The organism is Streptomyces sp. T12 (assembly GCF_028736035.1).
Taxonomy (GTDB): Bacteria; Actinomycetota; Actinomycetes; order Streptomycetales; family Streptomycetaceae; genus Streptomyces.
Map to the genome: position 1 here is coordinate 3388330 of NZ_CP117866.1, position 26910 is coordinate 3415239.

The 26910-nt window shown below is 70.0% G+C and carries 22 protein-coding genes and 2 tRNA genes; 6 read left to right on the forward strand and 18 right to left on the reverse strand.

Annotated features, from left to right (window positions below; genetic code table 11):
- Positions 1-435 precede the first annotated feature (435 nt).
- Positions 436-1752, forward strand: a complete 1317-nt coding sequence (locus PBV52_RS15085; protein WP_274238876.1) for a cytochrome b/b6 domain-containing protein — start codon at positions 436-438, stop codon at positions 1750-1752.
- Positions 1749-3362, forward strand: a complete 1614-nt coding sequence (locus tag PBV52_RS15090; protein WP_274238877.1) for an NADH-quinone oxidoreductase subunit NuoF family protein — start codon at positions 1749-1751, stop codon at positions 3360-3362. The genes PBV52_RS15085 and PBV52_RS15090 overlap by 4 nt, the downstream gene beginning before the upstream one ends.
- A gap of 143 nt (positions 3363-3505) precedes the next feature.
- On the opposite strand, the gene PBV52_RS15095 is transcribed toward PBV52_RS15090, so the two are convergent.
- Positions 3506-3578 (reverse strand) — tRNA-Ala (locus PBV52_RS15095).
- 112 nt (positions 3579-3690) lie between these two features.
- Here PBV52_RS15095 and PBV52_RS15100 point away from each other — a divergent pair.
- Positions 3691-4899 carry a glycosyltransferase 87 family protein gene (locus PBV52_RS15100; RefSeq protein ID WP_274238878.1) on the forward strand — a complete coding sequence of 403 codons (1209 nt, stop codon included), beginning with the start codon at positions 3691-3693 and terminating at the stop codon, positions 4897-4899.
- Here the strand turns inward: PBV52_RS15100 and PBV52_RS15105 are convergent.
- The 8 genes from PBV52_RS15105 to PBV52_RS15140 all read right to left on the reverse strand — a co-directional run bounded on the left by PBV52_RS15105 (position 4889) and on the right by PBV52_RS15140 (position 9946).
- A complete protein-coding gene (locus PBV52_RS15105) occupies positions 4889-5122 on the reverse strand; it encodes a hypothetical protein (protein WP_003976229.1) in 234 nt (77 codons plus the stop codon). The two genes, PBV52_RS15100 and PBV52_RS15105, sit on opposite strands and share 11 nt — an antisense overlap.
- 503 nt (positions 5123-5625) lie before the next feature.
- A tRNA-Ala gene (locus tag PBV52_RS15110) sits at positions 5626-5698 on the reverse strand.
- A 128-nt stretch (positions 5699-5826) separates the two neighbouring features.
- Entirely contained in the window at positions 5827-6498 is a 672-nt protein-coding gene (locus tag PBV52_RS15115) for a histidine phosphatase family protein (protein WP_274238880.1), read from the reverse strand.
- Positions 6495-6941, reverse strand: coding sequence for a ribosome silencing factor (gene rsfS, locus PBV52_RS15120; protein ID WP_274238881.1), 447 nt, complete (start codon positions 6939-6941; stop codon positions 6495-6497). Before rsfS ends, PBV52_RS15115 begins: the two co-directional genes overlap by 4 nt.
- Before the next feature lie 107 nt (positions 6942-7048).
- Positions 7049-8746, reverse strand: a complete 1698-nt coding sequence (locus tag PBV52_RS15125; RefSeq protein ID WP_274238882.1) for an LCP family protein — start codon at positions 8744-8746, stop codon at positions 7049-7051.
- A gap of 26 nt (positions 8747-8772) precedes the next feature.
- Entirely contained in the window at positions 8773-9411 is a 639-nt protein-coding gene (nadD, locus tag PBV52_RS15130) for a nicotinate-nucleotide adenylyltransferase (RefSeq protein WP_274238883.1), read from the reverse strand.
- Between the two features lie 80 nt (positions 9412-9491).
- Positions 9492-9656 carry a hypothetical protein gene (locus PBV52_RS15135; protein ID WP_086869378.1) on the reverse strand — a complete coding sequence of 55 codons (165 nt, stop codon included), beginning with the start codon at positions 9654-9656 and terminating at the stop codon, positions 9492-9494.
- 131 nt (positions 9657-9787) lie between these two features.
- Positions 9788-9946: a hypothetical protein gene (locus PBV52_RS15140; protein ID WP_167364390.1), complete on the reverse strand. Its 159-nt coding sequence runs from the start codon at positions 9944-9946 to the stop codon at positions 9788-9790.
- 124 nt (positions 9947-10070) lie between these two features.
- Here PBV52_RS15140 and PBV52_RS15145 point away from each other — a divergent pair, with 124 nt between their 5' ends.
- A complete protein-coding gene (locus PBV52_RS15145) occupies positions 10071-11180 on the forward strand; it encodes a M48 family metallopeptidase (RefSeq protein WP_373921870.1) in 1110 nt (369 codons plus the stop codon).
- 87 nt (positions 11181-11267) lie between these two features.
- Here PBV52_RS15145 and PBV52_RS15150 read toward each other — a convergent pair whose 3' ends face one another.
- The 5 genes from PBV52_RS15150 to proB all read right to left on the reverse strand — a co-directional run bounded on the left by PBV52_RS15150 (position 11268) and on the right by proB (position 16498).
- The gene (locus PBV52_RS15150; protein ID WP_274238885.1) at positions 11268-12368 is read right to left on the reverse strand and encodes a hypothetical protein; all 1101 of its coding nucleotides are present in this window, start codon (positions 12366-12368) and stop codon (positions 11268-11270) included.
- A gap of 121 nt (positions 12369-12489) precedes the next feature.
- On the reverse strand, positions 12490-13092 hold the full coding sequence (locus PBV52_RS15155) for a hypothetical protein (protein ID WP_274238886.1): 603 nt from the start codon (positions 13090-13092) through the stop codon (positions 12490-12492).
- 176 nt (positions 13093-13268) lie between these two features.
- The gene (locus tag PBV52_RS15160) at positions 13269-14555 is read right to left on the reverse strand and encodes a glutamate-5-semialdehyde dehydrogenase (RefSeq protein ID WP_274238887.1); all 1287 of its coding nucleotides are present in this window, start codon (positions 14553-14555) and stop codon (positions 13269-13271) included.
- Positions 14556-14656: 101 nt separating this feature from the next.
- Positions 14657-15121, reverse strand: coding sequence for a hypothetical protein (locus PBV52_RS15165; RefSeq protein ID WP_274238888.1), 465 nt, complete (start codon positions 15119-15121; stop codon positions 14657-14659).
- Positions 15122-15370: 249 nt separating this feature from the next.
- Positions 15371-16498 (reverse strand): glutamate 5-kinase, encoded by a 1128-nt coding sequence (gene proB / locus PBV52_RS15170; RefSeq protein WP_274238889.1) that lies wholly within the window; start codon positions 16496-16498, stop codon positions 15371-15373.
- A 214-nt stretch (positions 16499-16712) separates the two neighbouring features.
- On the opposite strand from proB, the gene PBV52_RS15175 reads away from it, so the two are divergent.
- Positions 16713-18089 carry a polysaccharide pyruvyl transferase family protein gene (locus PBV52_RS15175; protein ID WP_274238890.1) on the forward strand — a complete coding sequence of 459 codons (1377 nt, stop codon included), beginning with the start codon at positions 16713-16715 and terminating at the stop codon, positions 18087-18089.
- Between the two features lie 120 nt (positions 18090-18209).
- Entirely contained in the window at positions 18210-20258 is a 2049-nt protein-coding gene (locus PBV52_RS15180; RefSeq protein ID WP_274238891.1) for a hypothetical protein, read from the forward strand.
- Here the strand turns inward: PBV52_RS15180 and PBV52_RS15185 are convergent.
- From PBV52_RS15185 to PBV52_RS15200, 4 genes are all read right to left on the reverse strand, one after another.
- A complete protein-coding gene (locus PBV52_RS15185) occupies positions 20227-21453 on the reverse strand; it encodes a glycosyltransferase (RefSeq protein WP_274238892.1) in 1227 nt (408 codons plus the stop codon). The two genes, PBV52_RS15180 and PBV52_RS15185, sit on opposite strands and share 32 nt — an antisense overlap.
- A 248-nt stretch (positions 21454-21701) precedes the next feature.
- Positions 21702-23780, reverse strand: a complete 2079-nt coding sequence (locus tag PBV52_RS15190; RefSeq protein WP_274249394.1) for a hypothetical protein — start codon at positions 23778-23780, stop codon at positions 21702-21704.
- Between the two features lie 147 nt (positions 23781-23927).
- Complete coding sequence (locus PBV52_RS15195; protein ID WP_274238893.1) at positions 23928-25427, reverse strand: bifunctional cytidylyltransferase/SDR family oxidoreductase; 1500 nt, start codon at positions 25425-25427, stop codon at positions 23928-23930.
- 181 nt (positions 25428-25608) lie between these two features.
- Complete coding sequence (locus PBV52_RS15200) at positions 25609-26817, reverse strand: hypothetical protein (RefSeq protein ID WP_274238894.1); 1209 nt, start codon at positions 26815-26817, stop codon at positions 25609-25611.
- Positions 26818-26910: the final 93 nt, after the last annotated feature.

The following is a 26910-nucleotide window of genomic DNA, read 5'->3' on the forward strand; positions in this document are numbered from 1 at the left end:
GCGGCTGCGGTTCTCCGGAAACGAAAAAACCCCTCGCACAGGAGGGGACGCCGCGCCGATTCCGACCATCCGGGTGGCCCGGGGTCGGGACTGATCAGCGCGGCTCGCTAAGCAGAAGGCGTACGGCACGCATGGCGTCAGGGTACCGCAGCGCCGGAGCGCGTCGCGACGACCTTTCAGCGGGGGCGCGACGGCTTCCGGACGGGGGTGCGCGTGAACAACCGCACCCTGAGTTCCGTACCTGAGGGTTGTGAAGACCTGGAAAAGCTGAACAACCTTCAATTGTTACCTGGCGTAACAGTCGCTAAGGGACAACGCAAGCCCCTCGCAGCCCGTAGATAACAACGCAATAACTCAAACGCCGTACCCCCCGGTATGGAGCCACTTAGAGTGCGGCAGCGGGACCGCCTTCCCGAACCGCTCGGAGTTGCCCCCATGAACCCTCGTCGTAGTAACAGTTCGCTCCCCAGGACGGGCCGGTCGGCCTACGGGGTGGCGACCGCTGCTGTTCTGCTGCTCATCCCCCTGGTTGTGCTGCTCGGCGGCACCTGGCTCCAGGAGTTCCTCAACTTCGGTGCCGGCGTCCTGTCACTCGTCTGCCTCACCTGCTCGGTCATCTGGGGCCTCGTCGCCCAGGACCGGATGATCCTCAACACCCGCCAGCGGATCATCGCGCAGGGCATCCACCGGGTGACGGCCGTGGCCTCGATCGCGTTCCTCCTGGTGCACATCGGCGTGAAGCTGGCGCTGGACCACGCCAGCCCGATCGCCGCGCTGATCCCCTTCAGCCTGGTGTTCGCCGGCGGCGACGAGATCCCGGGCAGCGCCTTCCTCATCGGCCTGGGGTCCCTGGCCGCCCTGCTCATGATCTTCGTGGGTGTCACCGGCGCCCTGCGCAACCAGTTCGCCTCCCCGGCGCCGGTCGCGGCGCGCTGGCGCGCGATGCACATGCTGGCCTACCCGGCCTGGTGCGCGGCCCTGATCCACGGCCTGTTCGCCGGCCGTCCCGCGAAGACGTTCTTCATGGTCTGCTACGAGCTGTGCGTGGTCGCCGTCGCCGCGGCCCTCGCGCTGCGCGCCTCCCCGCGCCCCGTCAAGCGCAAGTTCGCCGACCGGCTCGCCCAGATCATCGGCAACGAAGCCGGGGCCCGCGAGGACCTGGAGGAGAGCCGCGCGCGGGCCGCGTCCGGGTCCGCGCTGCCGGGCTACGACAACCAGCGCCCGTCACGGCCCTCGCGCGACGAGCGGACGGGCCCGCTGCCCGGCATGCCCTCCACGGCTCCCTCCGCGGCGGAGTCCACGGGCGGCTTCGCCGCCGCCTACCGCGCCGTCTCACCCCGCTCCCAGGGTCGGCAGCAGCCCTACATGACCGACCAGACCTCACGCATGGACCTGCCCCTGGACATGCAGCCGACGGAGGCGATCCCGCGCGTCGACGGCTCGGGCAGCACCTCGGGCAGCTGGCCGATCCCGTCCCCGCCACCCGTGGGCGAGGCGCCCCGGTCGTCCTACGACCCGCTCAACGACACGGGATACAACATCCCCGTCTATGGCAATTCGGGCGCCTCGGGCTACGGCTCGAGTGATGTGTACGACACCTCTGAGACGAACGCCGTCTTCGGTACGTACAACCAGGACGACACGTACAACAACAGCGGTCCCGCCACTGAAACATTCCCCGGTGCCCCCTACGACTTCGACGCACCGGGTTCGGGCGAACCTTGGAACACGCCTTCCGGAGGCTTTAAGTGAACGAGGCCCTGCCCGACGTCCCCGAAGTCCGCGTCGTCGGCCTTCCCCAGCTGACGTCGGGCTTCGACCTTGTCGAAAGACTCGATCTGCCCATGCATCTGAAGGTGCACGGGCCGCTCGAACCGATGGGCGGCGAGCAACTCGCGAAGCTCGCCGAGAACATCAACCTGAAGGGCCGCGGCGGCGCGGGCTTCCCCTTCCACAAGAAACTGCGCTCGGTCGCCGAGGCGGCGATCAAGCGCGGCGTACGGCCGGTCGTCGTCGTCAACGGCAGTGAGGACGAACCGGCCTGCCGCAAGGACACGGTGATGATCAACCGTGCCCCGCATCTCATCCTGGACGGCGCGCTGCTGTGCGCCGAGGCCCTGGGTGCCCGCACGCTCGTGGTGGGGGTCACCCGGGAATCGACTCAGCGCTCCATGGAAGCCGCCCTCGCCGAGCGCGGTCTCAGCAACAGCCGTCGGTCCGCGCTACGCGCGTTCGTCCAGCGCAACCCCGTGCGCATGGTCACCGGCGCCGCCGCCTCCCTGATCCGCTCCATCGACGGCGGCCCGGCCATCCCGCCCGGCCGCAAGGTCAGCGCCTCGCAGAACGGCGTCGGCGGCGCCCCGACCCTGCTGTCCAACGCCGAGACGTTCGCGCAGCTCGCCATCGCCGCCCGCATCGGCCCGGAGCGCTACGGCAACACCGGTCTGTACGACGAGCCGGGCACCGTCATGCTCACGGTCTCCGGCGCGGTCGCCCGCCCGATGGTCATCGAGGTGCCCACGGGCGTACCGCTGCGCTACGTCCTCCAGCTCGCCGGCGCCCCGCCCGTCCCGCAGGGCGTGCTGACCGGCGGCTACCACGGCAAGTGGATCGACGCGGCGACGGTCAACGAGGCGATCGTCTCCCGCAACTCCCTGGACGCGGTGGGCGGCGCACTCGGCGCCGGCGCGATCCTGCCGATCACTCAGGAGACCTGCCCGCTGGGCGAGTCGCTGCGGGTGGCGCAGTGGCTGGCCGAGGAGAGCGCGGGCCAGTGCGGCCCCTGCTACCTCGGTCTGCCGGCCGCCGCGCGCGGCCTGGAGGACATCCTCAACGGCGGTGGCCCCGCCGCCCTGGAGGCGCTCAAGCAGGTCGCCAAGAACGTCAAGCGGCGCGGCGCGTGCTCGCACCCGGACGGCTCCGCGATGTTCCTGGAGTCGACCATCAAGGCATTCACCGACGACCTCGCGGCACACGTCCTCGGCAACGGCTGCGGACGGCCCGTGGAGGGCGTTCTGCCGCTCTTCGAGGGCGGCAGGGCGCCTTCGGGCATCCCGGGCGGCGCCGAGGCGGAGGAGAACGGCCCCAGCCGCCAGAAGATCTACGTCGACTGGACGCTGTGCCGCGGCCACGGCCTGTGCGCGGACATCCTCCCGGAGGTCTTCCAGCTCGGCGCCGACGGCTTCCCGACCGTCGCCCAGGCGAAGGTGCCGCGCTACGCCGAGGCCAAGGCCCTGCGTGCGGTACGCCGTTGCCCCGCCCTCGCCCTGCGCATCGAGGAGGACACCCGCGCGCAGGACTCCTCCCGCAACAACCTGCCGGTCCTCTCCCAGGGCCGCGGCAGGCGCGCCCTGGGCCGCTGAGGCGTCCCGAACCCGGGCACGCACGCGTAGAGGGGCCATCCGATCCGGACGGCCCCTCATTTCCATGACCGCATCTGAAAGCGACGGGCTGCGAACAAACGAAAAGATCCCGCCGGATCGAACCGATCCGGCGGGATCTGCTGTGGAGCTAAGGAGAATTGAACTCCTGACCTCCTGCATGCCATGCAGGCGCTCTACCAACTGAGCTATAGCCCCGTGCCATGTTCCTCCGGGCTTCCCCGGCGGCGACGCCAACATTACCGGTCGACCTGGTGCAGCACCAAATCGTTTCCAGTTCGCGCCGATACGGGCACTAATGTCGGGTTCCGTGACCGTGATCGCGCCACCCAAAGTGCACCGTCGAGCGCCGGTCGCCATGGGTGCCTGCCTGGTCTCCTTCGCCGCGTTCTGGATGACCCAGCGGGCCGCGCACGTGTCGATGATCGACCTGATGGTGTACCGGGCCGAGGGCGCGACCGTAAGGGCCGGAGGCGACCTGTACGCGCTGCGGACGACGGCCGCCCGACTGCCGACCACCTACCCGCCGTTCGCGGCCCTGCTGTTCACTCCGCTCACGCTCCTCGACACGGCGGCCCTGCGCACCCTGGGCACGGCCGGGAACCTCGCGCTGCTCGTGGTGTTCGTCCGGCTGTCGCTACGACTGGTCGGGCACGCGCGCGTGGAGAGCGTCTGGTGGGTCGCGGCGGTGGCCGTGTGGTGCGAGCCGGTGTGGACGACACTGCGGTACGGGCAGATCAACCTGCTGCTCGCCGTCCTGGTGCTGTGGGATCTGTCACGGCGCCCAGGAGACCGCTGGGCCGGCATCGGCATCGGGCTCGCGGCGGCCGTCAAGCTGACGCCCGCCCTGTTCGCGGTGTTCCTGCTCGTCACCGGCCTCGTGGCCCGGCACCGGCACGGCTCCGGCGGGCCCTGGCTGCGCCACGCGCGCATGGCGGCCGCCTGGTTCATCGGGGCGACCCTGCCGACCGCGGCCGTACTGCCGTACGACTCCTGGCACTTCTGGAGCCGCATGGTGTTCGCGGCGGGGCGCGTCGGGCACGCCGAGGACACCGCGAACCAGGCCCTGCGCGGCGTTCTCGCGCGGCTGCTGCACACTCCGGAGCCCGGGGCCGCCTGGATCCTCACGGCGGCCGTGGTGGGCGCGGCAGGGCTGGGCGTGGCCGTGGCGGCGGAGTTGCGCGGACGGCGGTCCTGGGCGGTGACGTCATGCGCGGTGACGGCGCTGCTCGTCAGCCCGGTGTCCTGGTCGCACCACTGGGTCTGGTGCCTGCCGGTCGTCCTGCTCCTCGGCACGCACGCGTACCGGGCCGCCGCCGTGAGCGCGCTGCTGGTCTTCTCCTCGTACGCCCTGTGGTGGGTGCCGCACGGCCCGGGGCGGCACGAACTGCGCCAAAGCGGCATCGAGTTGACGTTGTCCGCCCTCTACGGGACAGCGGGTTGCCTTTTCCTCGTGATCGCCGGGGTCGCTTTCAGGGACCCCGGCCCCGGTCAGGACGCGCCGAAGATCAAGCCGTGACGAAGGAATAGAAGCGCTTGAGCGTGCAGTGTTCTTCGAGGAGACGGCCGTAGATCGGTTCGCCCTCGAGTTCACGGTACGTCTCGATCGGATCGCCTTTTATGATCAGCGCCCGCGCGCATTCCTCGCACCAGTACTGGTAGTCGGGGTTCACCGGTTCCATGTCACGGACGATCGGCGTTCCGCTGCCGCACCAGTCGCACTTTCGCCTGTGTGCACCCATCGATCAGCTCCAGCTGTGGCCGCAGGCCGTGCACACGTAGGAAATTCCGCCGTTGTCCCCGAGGAGCTGGGCGACATGGACGGAGCCGCAGGAAGGGCAGCTGAGGCGGGTGATCGTATCCCGTGTCAAGGCTGCTTCGAAGAGGTGACCGACCTCTCCGAGGATGCTCGCAGGCATCACTACTCCCTCCCGTCGGGCCGCGCTCCCTTCCGGCCGTTTGATTCTGCCACGGCCGGACCAATACGGTCAGCGACGCCTCAGTACCAGTCCGGACACGGCAGCCTCCGCGACCGTACGAACCGAGCGAACACGCACCCCGAGCGTCTCCTGAGAGGTATACGCCTGCGAGGCCCAAGTGACTCAAGCCGGACCCGAACAGTTCAGCGAGGCGAGTGCCGCGCGTGAACCGGCCACGGAAGCCCGGCCGTTGATCCGGGCGCCCGCCGCGGATACCAGAAGATCCCGCCGATCGAAGGGATCGGCGGGATCTTATTGTCTCGCTGTGGAGCTAAGGAGAATTGAACTCCTGACCTCCTGCATGCCATGCAGGCGCTCTACCAACTGAGCTATAGCCCCTGGTCACGCGGCGAAGCCGCATGATGTTTCCGCTCCCGCTCGGCGGGGCGAACAAGAAGAACTTTAGCCTGCGACCTGCCGGAAAGTGAAATCCGGGTCCCGGGTCGTCCCGGCCGGGACCTCCGGCGTCAGTCGTCGTCGCCGAGCACGGGCTCCGGCAGGGTGCCGGCGTTGTGCTCCAGCAGACGCCAGCCGCGGGCGCCCTCGCCCAGGACGGACCAGCAGCAGTTGGTGAGGCCGCCGAGACTCTCCCAGTACCGGGGCTCCAGGCCGAGGAGGCGGCCGATGGTCGTCCGGATCGTGCCGCCGTGGCTGACCACGACGAGCGTGCCGTCGTCGGGCAGCTTCTCGGCGTGCCGGAGGACCACCGGGGCGGCGCGCTCGGCGACCTCGGTCTCCAGCTCGCCGCCGCCGCGGCGCACCGGCTCACCGCGCTTCCACGCGGCGTACTCCTCGCCGTGGCGCTCGATGATCTCGTCGTGCGTCAGGCCCTGCCAGACGCCCGCGTAGGTCTCGCGCAGGCCCTCGTCGTGCGTCACCTCCAGGCCGGTGAGCGCGGCCAGCTCGGCGGCCGTGTTCGCGGCGCGCTGAAGGTCGGAGGCGATGATCGCGTCGGGCTTGAGGGAGACGAGCAGCCGGGCGGCGCGGCGGGCCTGGGAGATGCCGGCCTCGTTGAGGGCGACGTCGGTGGTGCCCTGGAAGCGGCGCTCCACGTTCCAGGAGGTCTGGCCGTGCCGCCACAGGATGACGCGGCGGCCCCGGCCGGGCCCGCCCGCGGTCACCTCGCCGGTGGCGCTCACCGCCACTCACCACCCAGCTCGGCGGCCTCCTCGTCGGCCTGCAGCTTGGCGTGCTCCGCGGCCTTGCCGCGGGTGGCCTTGGCGTCGTCGGGCAGCTCGAGCTCGGGGCAGTCCTTCCACAGCCGCTCCAGGGCGTAGAAGACACGCTCCTCGCTGTGCTGGACGTGCACGACGATGTCGACGTAGTCGAGCAGCACCCAGCGGGCCTCGCGGTCGCCCTCACGGCGCACCGGCTTGACGCCGAGCTCCTTCAGGAGCCGCTCCTCGATCTCGTCGACGATCGACTTGACCTGGCGGTCGTTGGGCGCGGAGGCCAGCAGGAAGGCATCTGTGATCGACAGGACGTCGCTGACGTCGTAGGCGATGATGTCGTGCGCGAGCTTGTCGGCGGCCGCCTGGGCGGCGGTGGTGACGAGCTCGAGAGAACGGTCGGTAGCGGTCACTACAAGGCTTTCGGGTCGGCGGTCAGTTGACCTCAAGGGTCTCATGGACCGCCGACAGCACCCCACGTGATTAACGGCTGACGTGGAGTGCCCCGGCGCTTCGCCTGCTACGAGGACGACGGTTCGTAGTCCTGGCCGAGGACCACCGTGACGTCCGCGTTCGCGGACACGTCGCCCTTGGTGACCGCTGCGGAGGAAAGGCCCAGGGTCTTGGCGACCTCGGTGGCGTTGTCCTTGTCGGCGGCGTCGGCGTAGACGACCTCGGACGTGGCCGCGGTGGACGCCGAACCGCCCTCCAGGAAGGTGAAGCCGCCGTTCAGCAGCACCACCCGGGCCTTGTCGGTGTTGCCCTTGACGCCGCTGGCGTTGCGGACCGACACGCGGACGGCGGCGTCCTTGTCGGGGCTCTTGGCGGTGCCGCCGAGGACGTCCTTGACGACGCCGGCGCTCGCCTGTGCGCTCAGCGTGCCGTCGGTCTGGACGGGCAGCAGGGCCGTCTTGTAGTCGCCGCCCTTGGCGAGGTCGGCGAGCTTGGCGAGGAAGGCGCCGAGGTCCTTGTCGGTCAGCGGCGGCTCGATGATCATCCCGAGCGTCTGCACGGTGGTCGTCGCGCCCTGCGTGTCCGAGGTCAGCTTGCGCAGCACGGCCTGCATGACCTGCCCGAACCGCTCCAGCTGGGCGTTCGGGGCCTCGCCCGAGCCGCTGTAGGTGGCGTAGGCGACGGCCATCTTGCCGCTGAGGGACTGGTCCTGGCCCTTGCGTACGAGGGGCGCTGCGCCCTTGGACTTGGCGTCCGGGTCGGGCACGTCGGCGTTGGTGTCGACCTCGATGTTGCCGACCAGGTCGACGAGGTTCTGCAGGTACGGGGTGTCCAGGCGCCAGGTGCCCTGGATCTCGGTGCCGAGGACGGTGTCGATCGCGTCGCGCGTCCCGGAGGATCCGTCGTCGTCGACCGACTTGGCGAGGGTGGTCGTACTGCCGTCGTCACCGGCCAGGGCGAGGGAGTTGGGCAGCAGGACGCTGGTGCCCCGGTTGGTGGTGGTGTTGTCGACGAGCAGCGCCGTGGAGGTGCCGCCCTTCTTGGTGTTGTGCAGATGGACGACGATCACGTCCCGCTTCTGGGCGCCCACGGCCGTCGCGGTGCCCTCCTTGCTGTCCGACGACGACAGGCCGGGCAGCTTCCCGGCGTACCAGAGGTAGCCGACGCCGCCGGCCGCGGCGACCGCCAGGACGACCACGAGCGCGATCACACGCGCGCGTGCCCGTCGCCGGGCCTCTTCGCGGCGCTCGGTGCGGTTCTCCGTGAACTTCAGCCAGTCGATGACGTCCTCGGAGTCCGAGTCGGGCTCCTCGACGAAGGCGAACTGCTCGGTGCGGTAGTCCCGTTCGCCCCGGTCCTGTGCCACCGGCTCCTCGACCGGCCCGGCCTGGTGCGGGATGTACGCGGTCTGCTCGGCGACGCGGTGCTGACCGCTGGTGGCGGTACGGCCGTACGGGTCGTACGCCGCCGAGTGCCCGCCGGCCTGCTGCTGGTGGTGCGTGCCGGTGCCGTACGGGTCGTAGGCGGGCGTGGCCGGCTGCTGACCGGTGTCGCCGCTGCCGTAGGGGTCGTACGGCGGGACCGGCTGCTGCCGGCCGGTCGCGTACGGGTCGTAGCCGTACCCCTGCTGTGCGTAGGGGTCGTACGACTGCTGGGGCGGCTGCTGCTGTGGCGGGACCTGTCGGTACACCGGCCGCCCGTACTCGTCGTATCCGACGAGTTCGTACTGGTCATCCCCGTACCCCGCGTCGTATCGGTCGTTCACCGGTTGCCCCTCTCGGCTCACTCGCCTCACTCGCCGCGGTACAGCTCGCGCTTGTCGATGTAGCGCACGACTCCGTCCGGCACCAGATACCAGATGGGGTCGCCCTTTGCGACTCTCGCGCGGCAATCGGTGGACGAGATGGCCAGCGCGGGAACCTCGACCAACGACACGCCGCCCTCCGGGAGCCCGGAGTCGTCGAGGTGGTGGCCGGGCCGGGTGACCCCGATGAAGTGCGCGAGGGAGAACAGCTCCACCGAGTCCCGCCAGGTCAGGATCTGGCCGAGGGCGTCGGCGCCGGTGATGAAGAAGAGATCGGTGTCCGGGTTGAGCGCACGCAGGTCACGCAGGGTGTCCACGGTGTACGTCGGGCCGCCCCGGTCGATGTCGATGCGGCTGACGGAGAACTGCGGGTTCTCGGCGGTGGCGATGACCGTCATCAGATAGCGGTCCTCGGCCGGGGAGACGTGCCGGTGGCTCTTCTGCCACGGCTGGCCGGTCGGTACGAACACGACCTCGTCGAGGTGGAACTGCGCGGCGACCTCGCTGGCCGCGACGAGGTGGCCGTGGTGGATCGGGTCAAACGTTCCACCCATGACGCCGAGGCGGCGCTTGCCGGGGCTCGACGGGCCGCTTCCGGGGCCGGTAGGCATGTCCTGCTCTCCCATGCGTGCAGACCCTACCGGCCCCGCCTGAGGGGCTTCGGCCGACAGCTGCCCGGGCGGACCGGGAGGGGCCTGGTCGGGACTCAGCGGTCGCGGTTGAAGCGGGTGGTGATCCACAGCAGGAGCAGCAGGATGACGAAGGCGCCACCCCCGGTGAGCAACGGGCTGATGCTGTCGTGGTTGCCCCCGTGCTCCTCGCCCTCGGCGGCGAGGGTGACCAACTGGGCAGCTGCGCTGTGGAAGCTCATCTTCGGCGTGACCTATCGGGTGTGGGCGGGATAAAGATGTCGGCTCATCGTAAGCGGGCGCCATGACGGCGATCACGCCGACTCCACCGTTGGGGCGCCTCCGACGGCCCGCGGGGAACCTTCCCGGGGGCTCACTCGTCCTTCCGCCTGTAGCCCCGCAACAGGAACCACGCGGTCAGCACACAGCCCACGACCATCACGATCAGTACGACCCGGAGCAGATTCCCCGCCCCCTGCTGCTCGGCTGCGCTCGCGGCCTCGGTGAGCCAGGCTGCGGGGTTGTGCTCCATGGCGCGGAACTCCTTCGCTGTAGTGCCCGTCCACGGTAACTCCGCCTAGGCTGGGCTCTGCTTCGGGGGCGCAAAGGGCTGCACAAGGCTCCGCAAAGGGCCGCACAGAGCCATCCACACGCACATGGGGGAAGACATGTCCGACGGCCACGAGCACAACGGGCACGAGAACGTACCGAGCAGGCAGCGCAGGCGTTTCCCGGGGATCTCCTCGCGTGCGTACGAGCACCCGGCGGACCGCTCGGCCCTGGTCGCCCTGCGCAAGCTCAGCGGCTTCGACACGGTCTTCAAGGCCCTGAGCGGCCTGCTGCCCGAGCGCAGCCTCCGGCTGCTGTTCCTGTCCGACTCGGTGCGGGTGTCGGAACAGCAGTTCGCGCACCTCAACGACATGCTGCGGGACGCCTGTTACATCCTGGACCTGGAGAAGGTCCCGCCGATGTACGTCAACCAGGACCCGGTGCCGAACGCGATGTGCATCGGCCTGGACGAGCCGATCATCGTGGTCACGACGGGGCTGCTGGAGCTGCTCGACGAGGAGGAGATGCGGGCGGTGGTCGGCCACGAGGTGGGCCACGCCCTCTCCGGCCACTCGGTCTACCGCACGATCCTCCTCTTCCTGACCAGCCTGGCCGTCCGGGTCGCCTGGATCCCGCTGGGCAACCTCGCGATCATGGCGATCGTGACGGCCCTGCGGGAGTGGTTCCGCAAGTCGGAGCTCTCCGCCGACCGGGCCGGCCTGCTCGTCGGCCAGGACCTCCAGTCCTCGATGCGCGGCCTGATGAAGCTCGCGGGCGGCCACCACCTGCACGAGATGAACGTGGACGCGTTCCTGAAGCAGGCCGAGGAGTACGAGGCGGGCGGCGACCTGCGCGATTCGGTCCTGAAGATCCTGAACGTCCTGCCCCGCTCCCACCCCTTCACCACGGTCCGCGCGGCCGAGCTGAAGAAGTGGGCCGAGTCCCGCGACTACCAGCGGATCATGGACGGCCACTACCCGCGCCGCGCGGAGGACAAGGACACGTCCGTCACCGATTCCTTCCGTGAGTCCGCGTCCCACTACGCCACCCACGTGAAGTCCTCCAAGGACCCCCTGATGAAGCTGGTCACGGACATCGCCGGCGGTGCGGGAGACCTGGGCGGCCGGGTACGAAGGGGCTTCGGCGGGTTCACGAGCGCCCCGCCGAAGGACGAGCCGAGGCGCGACGACACGGACGACCGCGGCACCGAGAACTGACGGAACCGCTTCCTGACGCAGGATGGGACGGGTAGAGGCGGCGGGGGCGGCTGCATTTGTCAGCGGCTCCGCCGCGGGCCGCCCGGCTCACACCTTCGGCTGGGACCCCGCGGCCAGCGACCCGCACAGCGCCGTCGCGCCGCCCGTGGCATACGGGTCGGTCCCGGCCGGCCCGCCCTCCTTGGCCGTCTGTCCCGCCAGCAGCGGATGCAGCCGGTTCGTGGAGTCGTCGGCACACGACAGCGGCCCCGCCTGGACATACGAGACGACCAGCTGGGCCTGGTTCAGCCGCAGGTCCTCACGGTCGAACCGGAAGTGCAGCTCCCGGCGCACGGTGAACAGCGACGCCTCAGCAGCCTGCTTATCTGCGCGCGCCGTCTGATCCGCACCGGCCTCCACCGCCCGCAGCGCATACACAAACGTGTGATCGGCCGTGACCTCGAGCGTCGACGAGTCGGTCTCGGCGGCCTGCAGCGTCCCCTGCACCCGGATCTTGCGATCGGCCAGCTCGGCCTGAGCCGGATCGAACCGAACCAGCCACCCGGTCGGCGCATGCCGCCCGTCCGCGGCAGGATGGCTGAAGCTCTGGTCGAACTGATCCAGTTGGTCGGGATCGAGCAGCACCCGCACCGGACGGATCTGGTCCGCGGTGAGCACCTCGGGATAGAGCGAGGACCGCACGATGTAGTCCTTCGCGATACTCAGCGCGTTCGTCACCTGACTGTCCGAGAAGTGCGCGGTACGCCGCGCGGCCGGCAGCGGAATGCCCTCCGCGCCGATGCGGAACTGCGCGGCGGGGCTCTGTGCGTACAGGTGGTTCGTGTCGCTCGTCCCGGGCACCTTGCCCTGCGGGGCGAGCGGGATGACGGTCATCCGCAGGGGCTCGGCGAGCGGCCCGGAACCGTCGGGGTTCTGATAGGGATGCCGTACACCCATATAGATCGCCGTACCGAAGGCCACGGCGATCAACAGGACCAGGATCAGCGCCTGCCGGGACAGGCCCCGGCGCAGCGGTGGGCGGCGGCGTACGGCGGGCGCGTGGTCGGCGATGCGCTCCTGCGCGGAGAACTCCTGAAGGCGGGCAGCACGGACGAACGACTCGTCGAAGACGACGGATCGGTACTCGTCCTCGCCACCTCCGGGGCCGCCCTCGGGTGTCCCCTCGGGTGGGTCTCCAGGCCCTCCCATATCTTCAGGGTAGGTCGCGGGGAGCCCCGGTAAACGCCCTGGTACACGACAAGTTCTGACAGGTTCTCACCAGGATGGTCAGGCAGCTCTCAGCAACGCTCAGGCCCGCGATCAGGTCCGTTCAGGGCGTGCGGGGGGTGGCCGATATGGCCGGCTGGGAGTGATCGGCGGAGGCGGAGGGAGCCACTCCACTGCCCTGTTCGAGCCCGGTGGACGCAGGCGGCGTGATCTGGTCCCGGCCGCTGGAGGAGGCCCCGCGGTAGACCGCCGCGAAAGCCAGCGCGACCATGCCGATCCCCATCACGAGGGCGAGCACCCAGGCGACGGGACGGTGCCAGCGGACCTGCTTGCCGTACATCCCGGGGGCGCCGTAGCGGTCCTCGAGTATGTCCGTGTCGTCCAGATCGTCGAGCTCGGGATCATGGCCGAAACCGGCGCGGTCCTCGGGGCCGTACCCGTCGTCGAACCGCTCACCCCGGCCGTGTGCCCGGCGCGCTTCCGCCTCGGAGGCCTCCGCTCTCGCCTGGGCGGCGGCCAGGAGGCGCTCGACGGCGGTCGGCTCGTGCACCACGGCCGCCCGTACGAAGGCCTCGTCGAAGACCACGGAGGCGAACTCTTCGTCCGACACCCCGCGGTCGTGGTCGTCGTCGGGCTCCCAGCCGTCAGGGAACGGCGTGCCCCCCACGTCCTCCGGCACGGATCCAGAGTAGTCCTGGGGGGTCAATTTGGGCAGACGGTATGGAGATTCATCCGCCTTGTGAGACGCCTCTGGTGCGGCACAGGGGCAGTCCGGGAGCGCGTGTCGGGCGCATATGCCCTGGCCGCGCGCCGTGCGCCGTCCAGGCCTCCGACACGCCCCCCTGCAGCACCGCTTACGGCGCGCATGGCGGCCGGCGCGGCTCAGCGCCGCACGTGCCCGTCTCCCGTGACGATGTACTTCGTGCTGGTCAGCTCCGGCAGCCCCATCGGGCCGCGGGCGTGCAGCTTCTGCGTGGAGATGCCGATCTCCGCGCCGAAGCCGAACTGGCCGCCGTCCGTGAAGCGGGTGGAGGCGTTCACCGCGACCGTCGTGGAGTCGACCAGCTGGGTGAACCGGCGGGCGGCCTGCTGCGAGGTGGTCACGATGGCCTCGGTGTGGCCGGAGGTCCACAGGCGGATGTGCTCGACGGCCTTGTCCAGCGAGTCCACCACCGCGGCGGCGATGTCGTACGACAGGTACTCGCTCTCCCAGTCCTCGGTCGTGGCCTCGACGACGGTCGCCTTGGAGTCCTTGGCGTACGCCAGCACCCTCTCGTCGGCGTGCACGGTCACCCCGGCCTCCGCGAGGGCGTCCAGGGCGCGCGGCAGGAACTCGGGGGCGATGTCCTGGTGGACCAGGAGGGTCTCGGCGGCGTTGCAGACGCTGACGCGCTGGGCCTTGGAGTTGATCAGGATGTCGATGGCCATGTCGAGGTCGGCCTGGGCGTCGACGTAGACGTGGCAGTTGCCGGTGCCGGTCTCGATGACGGGAACGATCGACTCCGACACGACGGTCTGGATCAGCGAGGCGCCGCCGCGCGGGATCAGCACGTCGACCAGGCCGCGGGCCCGCATCAGCTCGCGCACGCTCTCCCGGCTCTCCCCGGGCACCAGCTGCACGGCGTCGGCGGGCAGCCCGGCCCCGCCCACGGCGTCCCGGATCACCCGGACGAGTGCGGTGTTCGACTCGAACGCGGAGGCCGAGCCGCGCAGCAGCACGGCGTTGCCGGACTTCAGGCAGAGGGCGGCGGCGTCCACGGTGACGTTCGGGCGGGCCTCGTAGATGATCCCGACGACGCCGAGCGGGACGCGGACCTGGCGCAGGTCGATGCCGTTGGGGAGGGTGGACCCGCGGACGACCTCGCCGACCGGGTCGGGCAGCGCGACGACGTCCCGCACGTCGGCGGCGATGGCCCGCACGCGCTCCGGGGTGAGCGTCAGCCGGTCGATGATCGCCTCGCTGGTGCCGGCCTCGCGGGCCTTGGCGATGTCCTTGGCGTTGGCCTCGACGATTTCGCTCGTACGGACCTCCAGGGCGTCCGCGATGGCGAGCAGCGCGTCGTCCTTCTCGGCCCGCGGGAGGGGGGCGAGGTCGGCGGCGGCGGCCTTGGCGCGGTAGGCGGCCTGGGTGACCGGGGACATGGAGTCGTACGGCGAAAGCGTGGTCATGAAAGAAGGGTAGTGCGACCGGGGCCGGCGTCCTGCCGCTGTCCCACCTCCCGAGACGGAACAGATACGCGCCTCTCGCCCTCTTTTGCCCCTACGCGCCGCTAGAAGGGATGGACGCCGACGGGGGTCGCCGGTGGTGGCCCGTAGCCTTCCGCGATCCGCTGGTGGTAGGTCTCGCGGTCGATGACCTCCAGGCCGACGATCTCCCAGGGCGGCAGCCCCGCGCTCTGCCGGTGCTCGCCCCACAGGCGCAGGGCGACGGCGGCCGCGTCGTGCAGGTCGCGGGCCTCTTCCCAGTAGCGGATCTCGGCGTGGTCGGTGGCGTACCTGCTGGTCAGCAAAAAGGGGTGGTCGTGGGCGAGTTGCTCGAGGGCGCGCCGCAGCTCCTTCAGCGGGGCCTCCTGGCCGGAGACGCTGAGGGTGACGTGCCACAGGCGGGGCAGGTCCGCGGGCTCCTCGTACCGGTCGCCGGCCGCGACGCTCGTCAATGCGCGCTCCTCACCGGCCGCACGGGACGAGGCCCCACCGGCACCGCGGGACGCCGTCCCAGGGCGCACTCGTCTCACAACGGCCTCCTTTACGCAGTGACCGACTCGGTGGTCGTACGGAATGTCCCTGAGACAAAGTTGAGCAGGCCGCAAGGGCTCGCGGGGCGCTTTTGCGGAACGTCCACCTCAGGGCGACTCCGATTGCAGGGCGTTCACCCCGTTTTCGGCCCGGGAAGCCGGGCCGGGCTGCCGCCCCCACCGCTCAGGGCTGCCGCCCCCACCGCTCAGGGCTGCCGCCCCCACCGCTCAGGGCTGCCGCCCCACCGCTCAGGGCTGCAGGATCACCAGATCATCCCGGTGTACGACCTCACGCTCGTACTCCGCCCCCAGCTCCCGCGCCAGTTCCCGCGTCGACCGTCCGAGCAGTTGCGGAATCTCCTTGGCGTCGAAGTTGACGAGCCCGCGCGCGATCGCGTCCCCCGCGCTGTCGCGCAGCTCGACCGGGTCGCCCGCGCTGAACTCGCCCTCGACGGCGGCGATTCCGGCCGGGAGCAGCGACTTGCGGCCCTCGACGACCGCCCGTACCGCGCCGTCGTCCAGCGTCAGCGAGCCCTGTGGAGTGGACGCGTGCTGGAGCCACAGCAGGCGGTCGGCGGAGCGCTTGCCGGTGGCGTGGAAGTAGGTGCCGGTGTCGCCGCCGTGCAGCGCCTCGGCCGCGTGGATCGCGCTGGTCAGGACCACGGGGATGCCGGCGGCGGCGGCGATCCGGGCCGCCTCGACCTTGGTGACCATGCCGCCGGTGCCGACGCCGGCCTTGCCCGCGCTGCCGATCTCGATCCCGGCCAGGTCGGACGGCCCGCGCACCTCCGCTATCCGCGAGGTCCCCGGCTTGCTGGGGTCTCCGTCGTAGACGCCGTCCACGTCGGACAGCAGCACCAGCAGGTCGGCGCGGACGAGGTGGGCGACGAGGGCGGCGAGCCGGTCGTTGTCACCGAAGCGGATCTCGTCGGTGGCGACGGTGTCGTTCTCGTTGACGATCGGGAGCGCGCCCATCGCGAGGAGCTTGTCCAGGGTGCGGGAGGCATTGCGGTGATGGACGCGGCGGCTCATGTCGTCGCTGGTCAGCAGCACCTGGCCGACGCGTACGGCGTAGCGGGCGAAGGAGGCGGTGTAGCGGGCGACGAGCAGGCCCTGGCCGACGCTGGCGGCGGCCTGCTGGCGGGCCAGGTCCTTGGGGCGCCGGCGCAGGCCCAGCGGGGCGAGTCCGGCCGCGATGGCGCCGGAGGAGACGAGGACGATCTCCCGCTCCCCGCCGCTGCGGCTCTTGGCCAGGACGTCGACCAGCGCGTCGACCCGGTCTGCGTCCAGACCGCCGGACGCGGTGGTCAGCGACGAGGACCCCACCTTGACGACGATCCTGCGGGCCTCGCGCACACCCTGCCTTGCCCCTGCCACCTGTGCTCTTTCCCCTCACGTGGTCCGGTTCCCTGATCGGCAATCTACGCGAAGCGGATCGTTCGGCGCGCGGGGATTCCAGCCCCCGGACAGGCGACCGGACAAGTGACCGGACAGGCATGCGGTAACTGTTTGCTCACGGGTCGCATACGGCAAAAAGGTTGCGTTGGTTGCCTATAGAAAACAACGACAGGGCAAACTTATTTTGAACGCTGTGCGCATCCTTCTCCGCTCAGGTAAGAGCCCCTACGACGTCTTTTCCGTGGAGGAGGCCCTCCACCGGGACGTCATCGCCACCAACTCCGGCAACCTGATCTTCAGCGACGCCACCCACAAGATCCTCGAAACCCCGCGCACCGAGGTCGTCTCGAACGGCATCCGCACCGACGTCTCGGCGGCCGGCCGCATCAACGAGGAGTACGACGCCTTCGTCGTCCCGCTCGCCAACGCCTTCCGGCCTTCGTTCGAGGCACAGCTGAAGCGGCTGACACGGCTGATCAGCAAGCTGAAAATCCCGGTGGTCGTGGTGGGGGTCGGCGCGCAGGCCGGGCTCGGCTACAACGCGGCACGGCTGAAGGGCATCGAGCCCGCGGTGCGCGAGTTCGTCTCCACCGTGCTCGACCGCAGTGCCTCGATCGGTGTCCGGGGCGAGTTCACCGAGAAGTACCTCAAGGACCTGGGCTTCCGGGACGTCGAGGTCATCGGCTGCCCGTCGCTCTTCATGTACGGCAAGGAACTCACCGTCACCAAGCGGGAGCCGGCCCTCATCCCCGGCTCCCGGATCGCGGTCAACGGCTCGCACAGCGCGGTGAGGTCCCAGGGCTTGGACCGGGTCATCGCCGGCGCCCACGCCCGCTACCCGAACCTGCGCTTCATCGGCCAGAACATCAGCGACGCACGGCAGTTGCACTGGCGGGACCTGTCCGACCCGAACGGCCTGGTGACGGCGATGCCGACGCACCCCGAGCACCCGATGTACCGGGAGGACAAGGTCCGCGTCTACGTCGACCCGGTCACCTGGATCGACGATCTGCGCGCGTTCGACTTCTCCTTCGGCTCCCGCATCCACGGCAACATCGCCGCGCTGCTCGCGGGCACACCCGCGACGGTGCTGTGCGGCGACTCGCGCACGCTGGAGCTGTGCCGCTACTTCGGCATCCCGCACCGCCGGATCGACAAGCTGCCCGAGGACCTGGACCCGGCGTCGCTGTACGAGGAGGCCGACTTCGGCGCCCTGATGAGCGGCCACCAGGAGCGGTTCGAGCGGTTCACGGGCTTCCTCGACGGCAACGGTCTGGAGAACACGTTCACGCACGGCGACGGCGGCGCCGCCTTCGAGGAGCGCATGCGGTCGCTGCCCTTCCCGGCGGGCATCCGCCCCTGGAACGACGCCGACCTCACCTCGCTCACCACCAGGTTCGGCTGGCTGCAGAGCCGTATCAGCGAACTCGCCACGGACAACGACCGGTTGAGGCGCGAACTGTCCCGCACCGGCAAGCCGGGCGCAGGGCTCCCCACGGCGTCCGTCTACCGCCGGGCCCGCCGTGTGGTGGGCGGCCCGATCCGCCGGGCGCTGCAGTCGGGACGGTAGGGGCGACGTTCCGGCAGCCTCGGTCACTCCAAACCATCCGGACACTCGCGTGTCGTCCGGAGGTCGGTGCGCGTTAACCCGGGCGCACCACGTCCCGCCCCGACCTTGGAGTGACCGCAGTTGCCCACACCCCTGTCCCGCCTCCCGGTGAGAGCGCTCGTCACGGCTCTCCTGGCCGCCGCCTTCGGTGCCCAGGCCGTGGCAGCGCTACGCCCGCACGTCCCGCTGCTGCTCGCCGCGACCGTCACGTCCTTGGCCGTCGAGGGTGTGCTGCTGCGCTGGCAGCGCGGCATGCTGTCGGTGTTCGCCAAGTCGCACGCGGACATCACCGTGCGGCATGTGCTGCGGGACCTGCTGCTGGTCGTGGGCCTGCTGCGGCTCGGCGAGCAGCACCGGGAGACGGTGTACGCCCCGCTGGTCGCGGGCCTCCTCGCCTTCTACGCCCTGCACTGCGCGATCCAGGCGGTCTCGGTGCTGGTCCGCCGCACCCGCACCCTGCCGGTGGTCACCCGCAACATCGACGCCAGTGCGCTGCGCCTCTCCCCCGCCCCGCCCCTCCTGCTGCGCCGCCCCGGCCCGCGCCTGCTGGTCTTCGGGCTCCCGGCCACGGTGGGCCTGCTGACCACGGCGGCCACCGACGACCCCCGCTGCGCGGCCCTCGGCATCGCACTGTCCCTCGGGCTCGCCCTGCTGGGCCTGCACGACCTTCTCGTACGGCTGCTGCCGAGCCGTCGCCCGGCGGGCGAGCGGGCGGCGCTGGAGTGGCTGGACGCCTGGCTGGCCGAGTACCGGCCGACGGTCGGCCTGTACTTCTCCGGCGGCGCGTCCTCGGCGTACCAGGCGAACATGTGGCTGGAGCCGCTCGCGAAGCTGGACGGCCGTCCGCTGATCGTGCTGCGGGAGCGGTTCATGGTGCAGAAGATCGCGCCGACCGACGTCCCGATCCTCTGCCTGCCGAAGGTCTCCACCCTGATGCACCTGGAGCAGTCCTCGCTCCAGATGCTCATCCACCCCTCCAACTCCGGCAAGACCTCCCAGGTCCTGCGCATCCCCACGCTCAAGCACACCTTCGTCAACCACGGGGAGAGCGACAAGCTGTCGTCCTGCAACCCGTACGCGAAGGCCTACGACGAGGTGTGGGTGGCGGGTCCCGCGGCGCGCGAGCGGTATGCGTATGCCGAGGTCGGCGTCGAGGACAAGGACGTCGTGGAGATCGGCCGTCCGCAGCTGGACGCCGTACAGCCGTACGCGGGCCCGCCGGCCGGGGCGCGCACGACCGTCCTGTACGCGCCGACCTGGGAGGGCTGGGACGGCAACCCCGGCAACACCTCGGTGGTCGAGGCCGGCGAGAACCTCGTACGGGAGCTGCTCGCGGACCCCGGTGTACGGCTGCTGTACAAGCCGCATCCGCTGACGGGGTCGGTGGATCCGCGAGCCGGGGCGGCCGATCTGCGCATCCGCGAGCTGATCAGGGTGGCGAACCGGGAGCGGGCAGCTGAGCGGCCTCGCGACACCGGTGAACTCGCCCTTCGTGCAAAGGAGTTGGACCACCTCACCACGACCGAGGTCCGGGTGAGCGCCGATCAGGTCGAGCGGATGATGCTCCAGTCGGCGCCGGAGCCGGGGCGGGCGGAGGCGGTGGCACGGGCCACGGCCGCCTGGGAGGAGGCGTACTGGGCCTCGCTGCCGGAGTGGGAGCACCAGGTGGTGACGGCCGCGCGGCCCACGCTGTACGCCTGCTTCAACCAGGCCGATCTGCTCATCAGCGATGTGTCGAGCGTGATCAGCGACTTCCTGGCGAGCGGGAAGCCGTACGCCGTGGCGAACACCAGCGGTCTCGCGGAGGACGTGTTCCGCAAGGCCTTCCCGACCGTGCGCGCGGCGACCGTCCTGACGCCGGACGCGACCGGGGTGCCGGAGCTGCTGGACGCGGTCCGGCACCCGGAGAAGGACCAACTCGCCGAGGCACGGGAGGAGTTGAAGCAGCATCTGCTGGGGCCGGCCGAGCCCACGTCACAGGTGCGCTTCAACGAGGCCGTACAGGCGCTGTGTTCGGCCGCGCGGGAGCACCGGGCGCGGATGGAGGAGCGGCTGGCGGCGGAACTCCCGGCCGAGATCCCGGATCAGCGCCGGTCCCTTACGCGGGAGCAGCCCGCCCACCCGGCGTAGCCTCACGCGAGGACTTCAGCATCCGCCGCACCTTGCGCACCCCCCGCCGCAGGAACGAGTCCGCGCCGCCCTCCCGATAGCCGGGGAAGACACGGGCCTCGCGCGGTTCGGCGAGGTACACGGAGTCGGGTATGCCGGCCGCCGCGTCCCGGAAGTGCGGGTAGGCGAGGTAGACACGGCGGCCCTTCTTCTCCAGGAGGGCCGCCGGCTGCTTCTTGGCCTTGACGAACTCCACGACGGGCAGCAGGAGTTCGGGGCGCTGCTCGGCGACCAGGTGCAGTCGCAGGCGCTCCTCGACCTTGAGGCGGCGGGCGATGTCCGGCGTCCAGTGCGCGTCCATCAAGGGCTTGGCCAGTTCGAGCTTGTGCCGCCTGACCTTCTCGCTGTCCTTGGCGTACTTGGGACCGAACTGCGGCAGCAGGGTGATGAGGAAGGGGCGGACCATGAGCAGGTCGCGCCGGTCGCCCGCGGGGACGTGCTCGGCTATCAGGTTCATCAGGGCGCGCGCGGAGTCGAAGCGCAGGGCGTAGCCGCCGCTCTTGGTCACGTGCTTGCCGTCGTCGCGGCCCACCAGGTAGTAGCAGGTGTAGTCGGCGACCACGGAGACGCCGTCCGCCCGCAGATAGGCCTCCATGGTGAACAGCGCGTCCTCGCCGGTCCACAGGGACTCGTCGAAGCGCATGTGGTGCCGGGTCAGCAGTTCGCGGCGGAACAGCTTCTGCGCGCTCAGCGTGAACTTGATGTTGGAGGAGAAGACGTCGGTCCGGTCCAGCGTCTTGCCCCACATCGACTTCGGCGCGGTGCGGTTGACGCCCTCGACCCGGCCGAGGACGACGTCCGTGCCGTTCTTGTCGCCCATCGCGACCATGCGCTCCAGGGCCTCGGGGCCCAGCCGGTCGTCGGCGTCCAGGAAGAAGACGTAGCGCCCGGTCGCCTTCCCCAGACCGACGTTGCGCGGGCCGCTGGGGCCACCGGAGTTGTCCTGCCGGATCACGGTCACCGGCATGGGCGCGCGGGCCGCGAATTCCTCCAGGCACTCCCCCGTGCCGTCCGTCGAGCCGTCGTCCACCGCGATGACTTCGATGCGCCCTGGGTCGATGGTCTGTGCCTCGACGGACGCAAGGCACTCGACCAGGTACGGCATCGCTTCGTACGCCCCGATGATCACAGTCACATCAGGCTGCGTGACGGTCACGTTTCCCCCTTGTCAACGGGATATTTCCCCCGTATCGCATCATTCGCTACCTGGTAGACGGCTGGGCGTTGCAAGCGGTTGCCTCACGGCCAGGGTTTGGTGAGTCAGATCACAAAAGGGAACTGACATGGAGTCACGCTATTCGGGCAACGTAAGAGGCCCACTAGAAACGGCGCGGCCCCCGAGGATTTGCTCCTCGGGGGCCGCGCCGTGGGCCTTTCAAATGGCCTTTCAAGTGGCCTTGCGGGTCAGGCCGTCACATCGTCCTCGGCCGCCGACAACCGCTGCCCGGGTACGGCCGCCAGGTCGCCTTCGGCGGCTCCGGCCGCCGCCCGTGACTCCTGGCCGACGTTGCGCGCGTCGGCCTTGATCGCGAGGTTCGCCACCGCGGTGTTGAACTGCTCGATGGACGTCGGCTCGTCCGGGCCGAGCAGGTACCGCTTGAGGTCCCCCCGGTCCTCGGCCAGCGGGTCCGACGCCGGGTCGCGTACGGCGTCCAGCAGGCCGCCCAGTTCTGCGGCACTGTTCGACAGGATCGTCGCGGCGCGCACCGCGGTGTTCTGCCGCTTGAACTCCTCCACACCCAGTTCGGCGGAGTCCGTGACGGCGTACGGCTTGCCGCTGGCGATGAAGTCGGAGACCACGCTGGAGATGTCGGAGACCATCGCGTCGGAGACGTTGAAGCAGTCGTACAGGCGCGGCTCGGCGCCCGTGATGACGCGGTGCTCGTAGCTGCCGAAGGAGCGCCAGTACGCGGTGTTCCACTCGGCGCGCAGCCGGGCGATCTCCTCGTGCTTGGCGACGTCGACCAGCCCGTCGCGGGTGGCCTCGGCCTCGTCGCCCTTGCTGTTGCCGTTGCCCTTGCCCTTGCCGGACAGCTCGGCGAGGCGGGCCTCGATGCGGGCGAGCTCGGCCTTGGCGGCGGTCTGCGCGGCGGCGTCGGCCGTGAAGCGCGGGTCGGTGGCACGCTCGGTGCCGGCCTGCTGGACCAGCGCGGAGATCCGCTGGTGGGCGGCCTTGGCCTCGGCGCTGACGGTGCCGGTGAAGGGGTGCGGCTTGTACAGCACGCGGACCGGCGGGTCGGCCGTCACCAGCTTGTTCACGATGTTCTCGCCGGCGAGCACGATCGAGGTGTTGCCGGGGTTGCCGTCCCAGCCCTCCCAGGTGGGGGCGTAGAGCACGGTCGGGATCCGCCCCTCCGGCACGCCCTGCCAGGTCTGGATCGGCGCCAGCTGCGGGCGGCCGACCTCGACGATGTCCTCGTCGCGGACACCGACGTCGGCGATGGCGTACCGGTCGCGGCCCGCGCGCCCGGCGGTCCACACCTCGTCGTAGACCTTGCTGTACGGGTTGACGCTGGCCAGCTTGTCGCTGTCGCCGTGGCCGATGAAGACGTGCTTCATGGTGGGCACGCGCAGCAGGTGGATGTTCTTGCCGACGTTCGCCGCGTACAGCGCGACGCGCACGTTCGACAGGTCCAGGTTCATCAGGTGCACGCCGCCGGGCACGCAGATCACGGGGACCGTGGTGGGCGCCAGGTTGTTCAGGATGACCCGCTCGCGCAAGATGATCAGCGGCTTGGAGTCCAGCTGCTCCATGGTCTCCAGCCACATGTTGACCTGGTACGCGGAGTCCTTGGAGCCGGAGAAGTACAGCACCGTCTCGGGCCGGTACTCGGCCAGCCAGTCGTCGACGGCGGCCAGCACGGTGTCGGCCTTCGGCGGGACCTTGCGGCCGCGGACGTAGGGCACGAGCGCCCCGACGTACAGGCAGCCCAGGCCGACCGTGACGCCGATGCCGATGAAGCCGGCCACGGCCGACTCCAGGGACGCCGAGACGAGGATGCCCGCGACGGCCGCGAGGTCGAGGTGCAGCATCTTCTCCGCGGAACGGTGCAGCAGCCTGCGCGGCGGGGCGTCCGGGATGCGGATGCGCGAGGCGAGGTCGATGTTGCGGGTGGCGACCGGCATACGGCGGCGGTTGCGGATCAGGGTGACCAGCGCGCCGTGCGGGGCCTGGAGGCCGTAGAAGGCGATGAAGCAGGCGATCGCACCGTAGTAGATCAGGTCGTCCGCGAAACCGAGCCGGGCCAGCAGCAGGATCAGCAGCAGTTGTCTGATCAGGAAGCGGATCGACAGACCGGCCCGGACCTTGCTCAGGCGGTTGACCAGATAGCTGCTCTTGCGGTGCAGATAGTGGTCCGCCAGGTACGTCACGGCGGCCGCGGCCGCGAAGGCGGGAACGCTCGGGACGAGCGCGGCCAGCATGAGCGCCGGGAAGCCCAGGATCATGAGGGCCGCCGCGGCCAGCTCGGCCGGGCTGCCCACCCGGGCGACGCGAATAGCGGTGGATATCACGGAGAACCTGCTCAGGGAGAGGGGCCGGTCTGAGGGGCTAAGGACTCAGGCCCCTGTGAATTCTTCGTGAACGAAGAATCGCAGAGGCCTGAATTCCATAAGGCTATTGACTGCTGATTATGCCACGCCGTCCTGGCGGTCCAGAACACTGGCCAGCGCCTGCTCGAAGCCGGAGGCCTTTCCGGCGGGCGCCGTCGGGTCCTGCTGGCGGACGTCGATCACATGGCCGGTCAGCTCGGAGAGCAGCACGTCGAGGGAGGTCCGGGCCACGGCCTCGGAGGAGAGCAGGCTGCCCGCGGGCTCCTGGCCGAAGGCCTTGGTGCGCATCGGGGTGGCGGTGCGCTCCGGGTTGATGCAGTTGACGCGGATGCCGTCGCCGGCCCACTCGTCGGACAGGGCCTGGGTGAGGTTCACCATGGCGGCCTTGGTCGAGGAGTACAGGCTGTACTCGGCGCGGCCGCGGGTGTAGCTGCTGGAGGTGTAGAGCAGCAGCTGACCCTTGGTCTCGGACAGGTACTTGTACGAGGAGCGGGCGATCTGCACCGGGGCCAGGTAGTTGACCTTCAGCGCCTCCTCGATGGTGGCGTTGTCGGTCTCGGCGAGCTTGCCGATGCGCAGCACACCGGCGGTGTTGACGACGTAGTCGATGCGCCCGGTCTCGGCGTACGCCTTGGACAACGCGTCGTCGACCTCTTCCGGGTTCTCCACGTGAGTGCCGGTGGTGGAGCGGCCCAGCGCGTACACCTTGGCGCCGTAGGACTCGGCGAGTTCGGCGATGTCCTTGCCGATGCCGTAGGAGCCGCCGAAGACGACGAAGGTCTTGTCGGTGAGCAGCTGGCGGTAGGCCTCCTCGCTCACCTGCTCGGGAGCGGCGGTGGAGGCCAGCTGGAAGAGCTTGTCGGCGATGAAGACGTCGACGGGCTGGGTGACCTTCATGTTGTACTCGTCACCCGCGACGACGTGGATCGGCACGTCCGGCAGGTACTTGAGCACGACGGAGCAGTCGTCCGTGGCCTGGAAGTTGGGGTCACCGGCGGCGACCTCGTAGGCCCGCTTGATCGTGGACAGCTTGAACGCCTGCGGCGTCTGGCCGCGGCGCAGCCGGGAGCGGTCCGGGATCTCGGTGATGAACTCACCGTCCTCGCCGTGGGTGCGGGTCACGATGATGGTGTCCGCGGACGGGATGGCGACGTCGACGGCCTGGAAGCGCTCCAGCGCCACGACGCAGTCGTCGATCACGCGCTGTGACAGCAGGGGGCGCACGGCGTCGTGGAAGAGGACGTTGAGGTCCTCGCCCTCGGCCAGGCCCTCGCCGAGGGCGTCGATGGCGCGCTCGGTCGTCTCGTTCCGGGTCGAGCCGCCCTCGATGATCTTCTTGACCTTCGTGAATCCGGCCTTGGCGACGATCTTCTCGATGTCCGGCACATAACCGGGCGCCATCAGCACGATGATGTCGTCGATCGAGTCGGCCTTCTCGAAGGTGGTCAGCGTGTGCTCGATGACTGCCTTGCCGGCGATCTTCAGCAGCTGCTTGGGGATCGACAGACCCACCCGCTGACCGGTGCCACCGGCCAGGATCACTGCGGTGGTACGGGGCTTGGCTATGTGCTGGGACACAGGTGACCTACCTTGTGGCGACTGGGAACTTCGAAATGGTCCCACTTGGGGTTACCGCAGTGCAAGGTGAGCGTCCCCGGCTGCATATGTGCGCGCAACCTGTCATTCACCTTGTACGCATGGTCATTGTCGAGCGGCCCTGCGGACGTCCTGGTGAATTGCTGTGAGTAACCGCACAGGGTCACCGAAGGCGCAGCCGCTTGAGGCAGCGGTGGCCGAGGACGCGCACGAGTTCCGTCGACGACGTCTGGTGGACGGTACGCGATTTGGCGGCCGCGGTGTGCCGTACGGGCGCTGCTGCCGCGGCGGCGAGAGCTCCGTACAGCGCCTGCGCGGCGGCCTCGGGGGCGATGCGCGGCTCCCTGTCGGTTCGGGTCGCGGGCTTCTGCACGGCGGACAGCTGCACGGCCGACAAAAGGCGCATGTCGCCGAGGATCCGCACCCCCGCCCTCCCGATACTCTCCGCCATCTCCGCCCCGATCTCGGCGGCCGCCTCGACGGCCCACTGCGGGGTGCGGATCTTCACGTCGCCGGGACCGGGAGTGCACGTGTTCTTCATATGCATCACGGCGCCGTTCCGGACGAGCTGCGAATAGAGCTCCTCGGGCAGTTCATTGGCGCGGAATTCCTTATTAAGATTCCGCAGCATTTCGGTCTCGGCGAGGGTGAGCGAGCGATTCGCCGCGTCCGGAACGGGCCGCAGAAGATGCGCGGGCAGTCCGAGCAGCGCCTCGAAGGTGCGCATCAGGCCCTCCCGGTCCCGGTCGTCGACCACGACGACGGTGACCCGCTCCGGGCCGACCACCCGGGCCCAGCGCTCGACCAGCCGGTCGTGCCGGTGCCGGCGCCAGAAGCTGGGGTTGGGCTTGTCGTACGGCGGCTTCTTGAGCAGGTGCTCCAGCCAGTCCCCGTAGCCCATGCGCAGGCCGTTCTGCACGTACTGCTGCCACTGCGAGGGCATGATCCGCGCCAACGGGCGCAGCGTGACCAGGACGTGTACGCGGTCACCGCCGAGCTGCCCGACGATCCGCGCGATCGTCGCGTCGTCGGGGGCGTCGGCGAAGAACTCGCTGCTGATCACCGACGTGCGCCGCCCCGTGGCCCGCACCTGCTCCAGCAGGCGCTCCCAGTGCCGCTCGGTGGGCGGGGTGTCGCCCATCATGCCGGTGCGGGCGCAGGCGGCCAGGACCGCCTCCATGGGGTGCCGGGTGGCGGCCGGCCACTCGACGCCGTGCCGGGCCATCTCGTCCTTCGCCGCGAACAGCGCGCCCTGGATCGAGGTGGTGCCCGTCTTGTGCGGGCCGATGTGCAGCAGGCGGGTCCCGGTGGGCAGCGGGGTGATCACGCTGCCGTCGGCCTGGGGTTCGTCTCTCGTACAGTCCGTCTCCATGGTCAGAGGACGGTAAGAGGGCTTCCTGAGACTGTGCTGAGAGTGACCTGGGACACGGATGAGTCCCAGGTCCCCCACCGGGTGTTACGGGAG

What these genes read in the sequence shown, in the direction of transcription:
- PBV52_RS15085 (WP_274238876.1), top strand. Translation starts at nt 436, where the DNA reads ATGAACCCTCGTCGTAGTAACAGTTCGCTCCCCAGGACGGGCCGGTCG.
- PBV52_RS15105 (WP_003976229.1), bottom strand. Translation starts at nt 5,122, where the DNA reads ATGGGTGCACACAGGCGAAAGTGCGACTGGTGCGGCAGCGGAACGCCG.
- nadD (WP_274238883.1), bottom strand. Translation starts at nt 9,411, where the DNA reads ATGGGAGAGCAGGACATGCCTACCGGCCCCGGAAGCGGCCCGTCGAGC.
- PBV52_RS15135 (WP_086869378.1), bottom strand. Translation starts at nt 9,656, where the DNA reads ATGAGCTTCCACAGCGCAGCTGCCCAGTTGGTCACCCTCGCCGCCGAG.
- PBV52_RS15140 (WP_167364390.1), bottom strand. Translation starts at nt 9,946, where the DNA reads ATGGAGCACAACCCCGCAGCCTGGCTCACCGAGGCCGCGAGCGCAGCC.
- PBV52_RS15145 (WP_373921870.1), top strand. Translation starts at nt 10,071, where the DNA reads ATGGGGGAAGACATGTCCGACGGCCACGAGCACAACGGGCACGAGAAC.
- PBV52_RS15150 (WP_274238885.1), bottom strand. Translation starts at nt 12,368, where the DNA reads ATGGGAGGGCCTGGAGACCCACCCGAGGGGACACCCGAGGGCGGCCCC.
- PBV52_RS15160 (WP_274238887.1), bottom strand. Translation starts at nt 14,555, where the DNA reads ATGACCACGCTTTCGCCGTACGACTCCATGTCCCCGGTCACCCAGGCC.
- PBV52_RS15200 (WP_274238894.1), bottom strand. Translation starts at nt 26,817, where the DNA reads ATGGAGACGGACTGTACGAGAGACGAACCCCAGGCCGACGGCAGCGTG.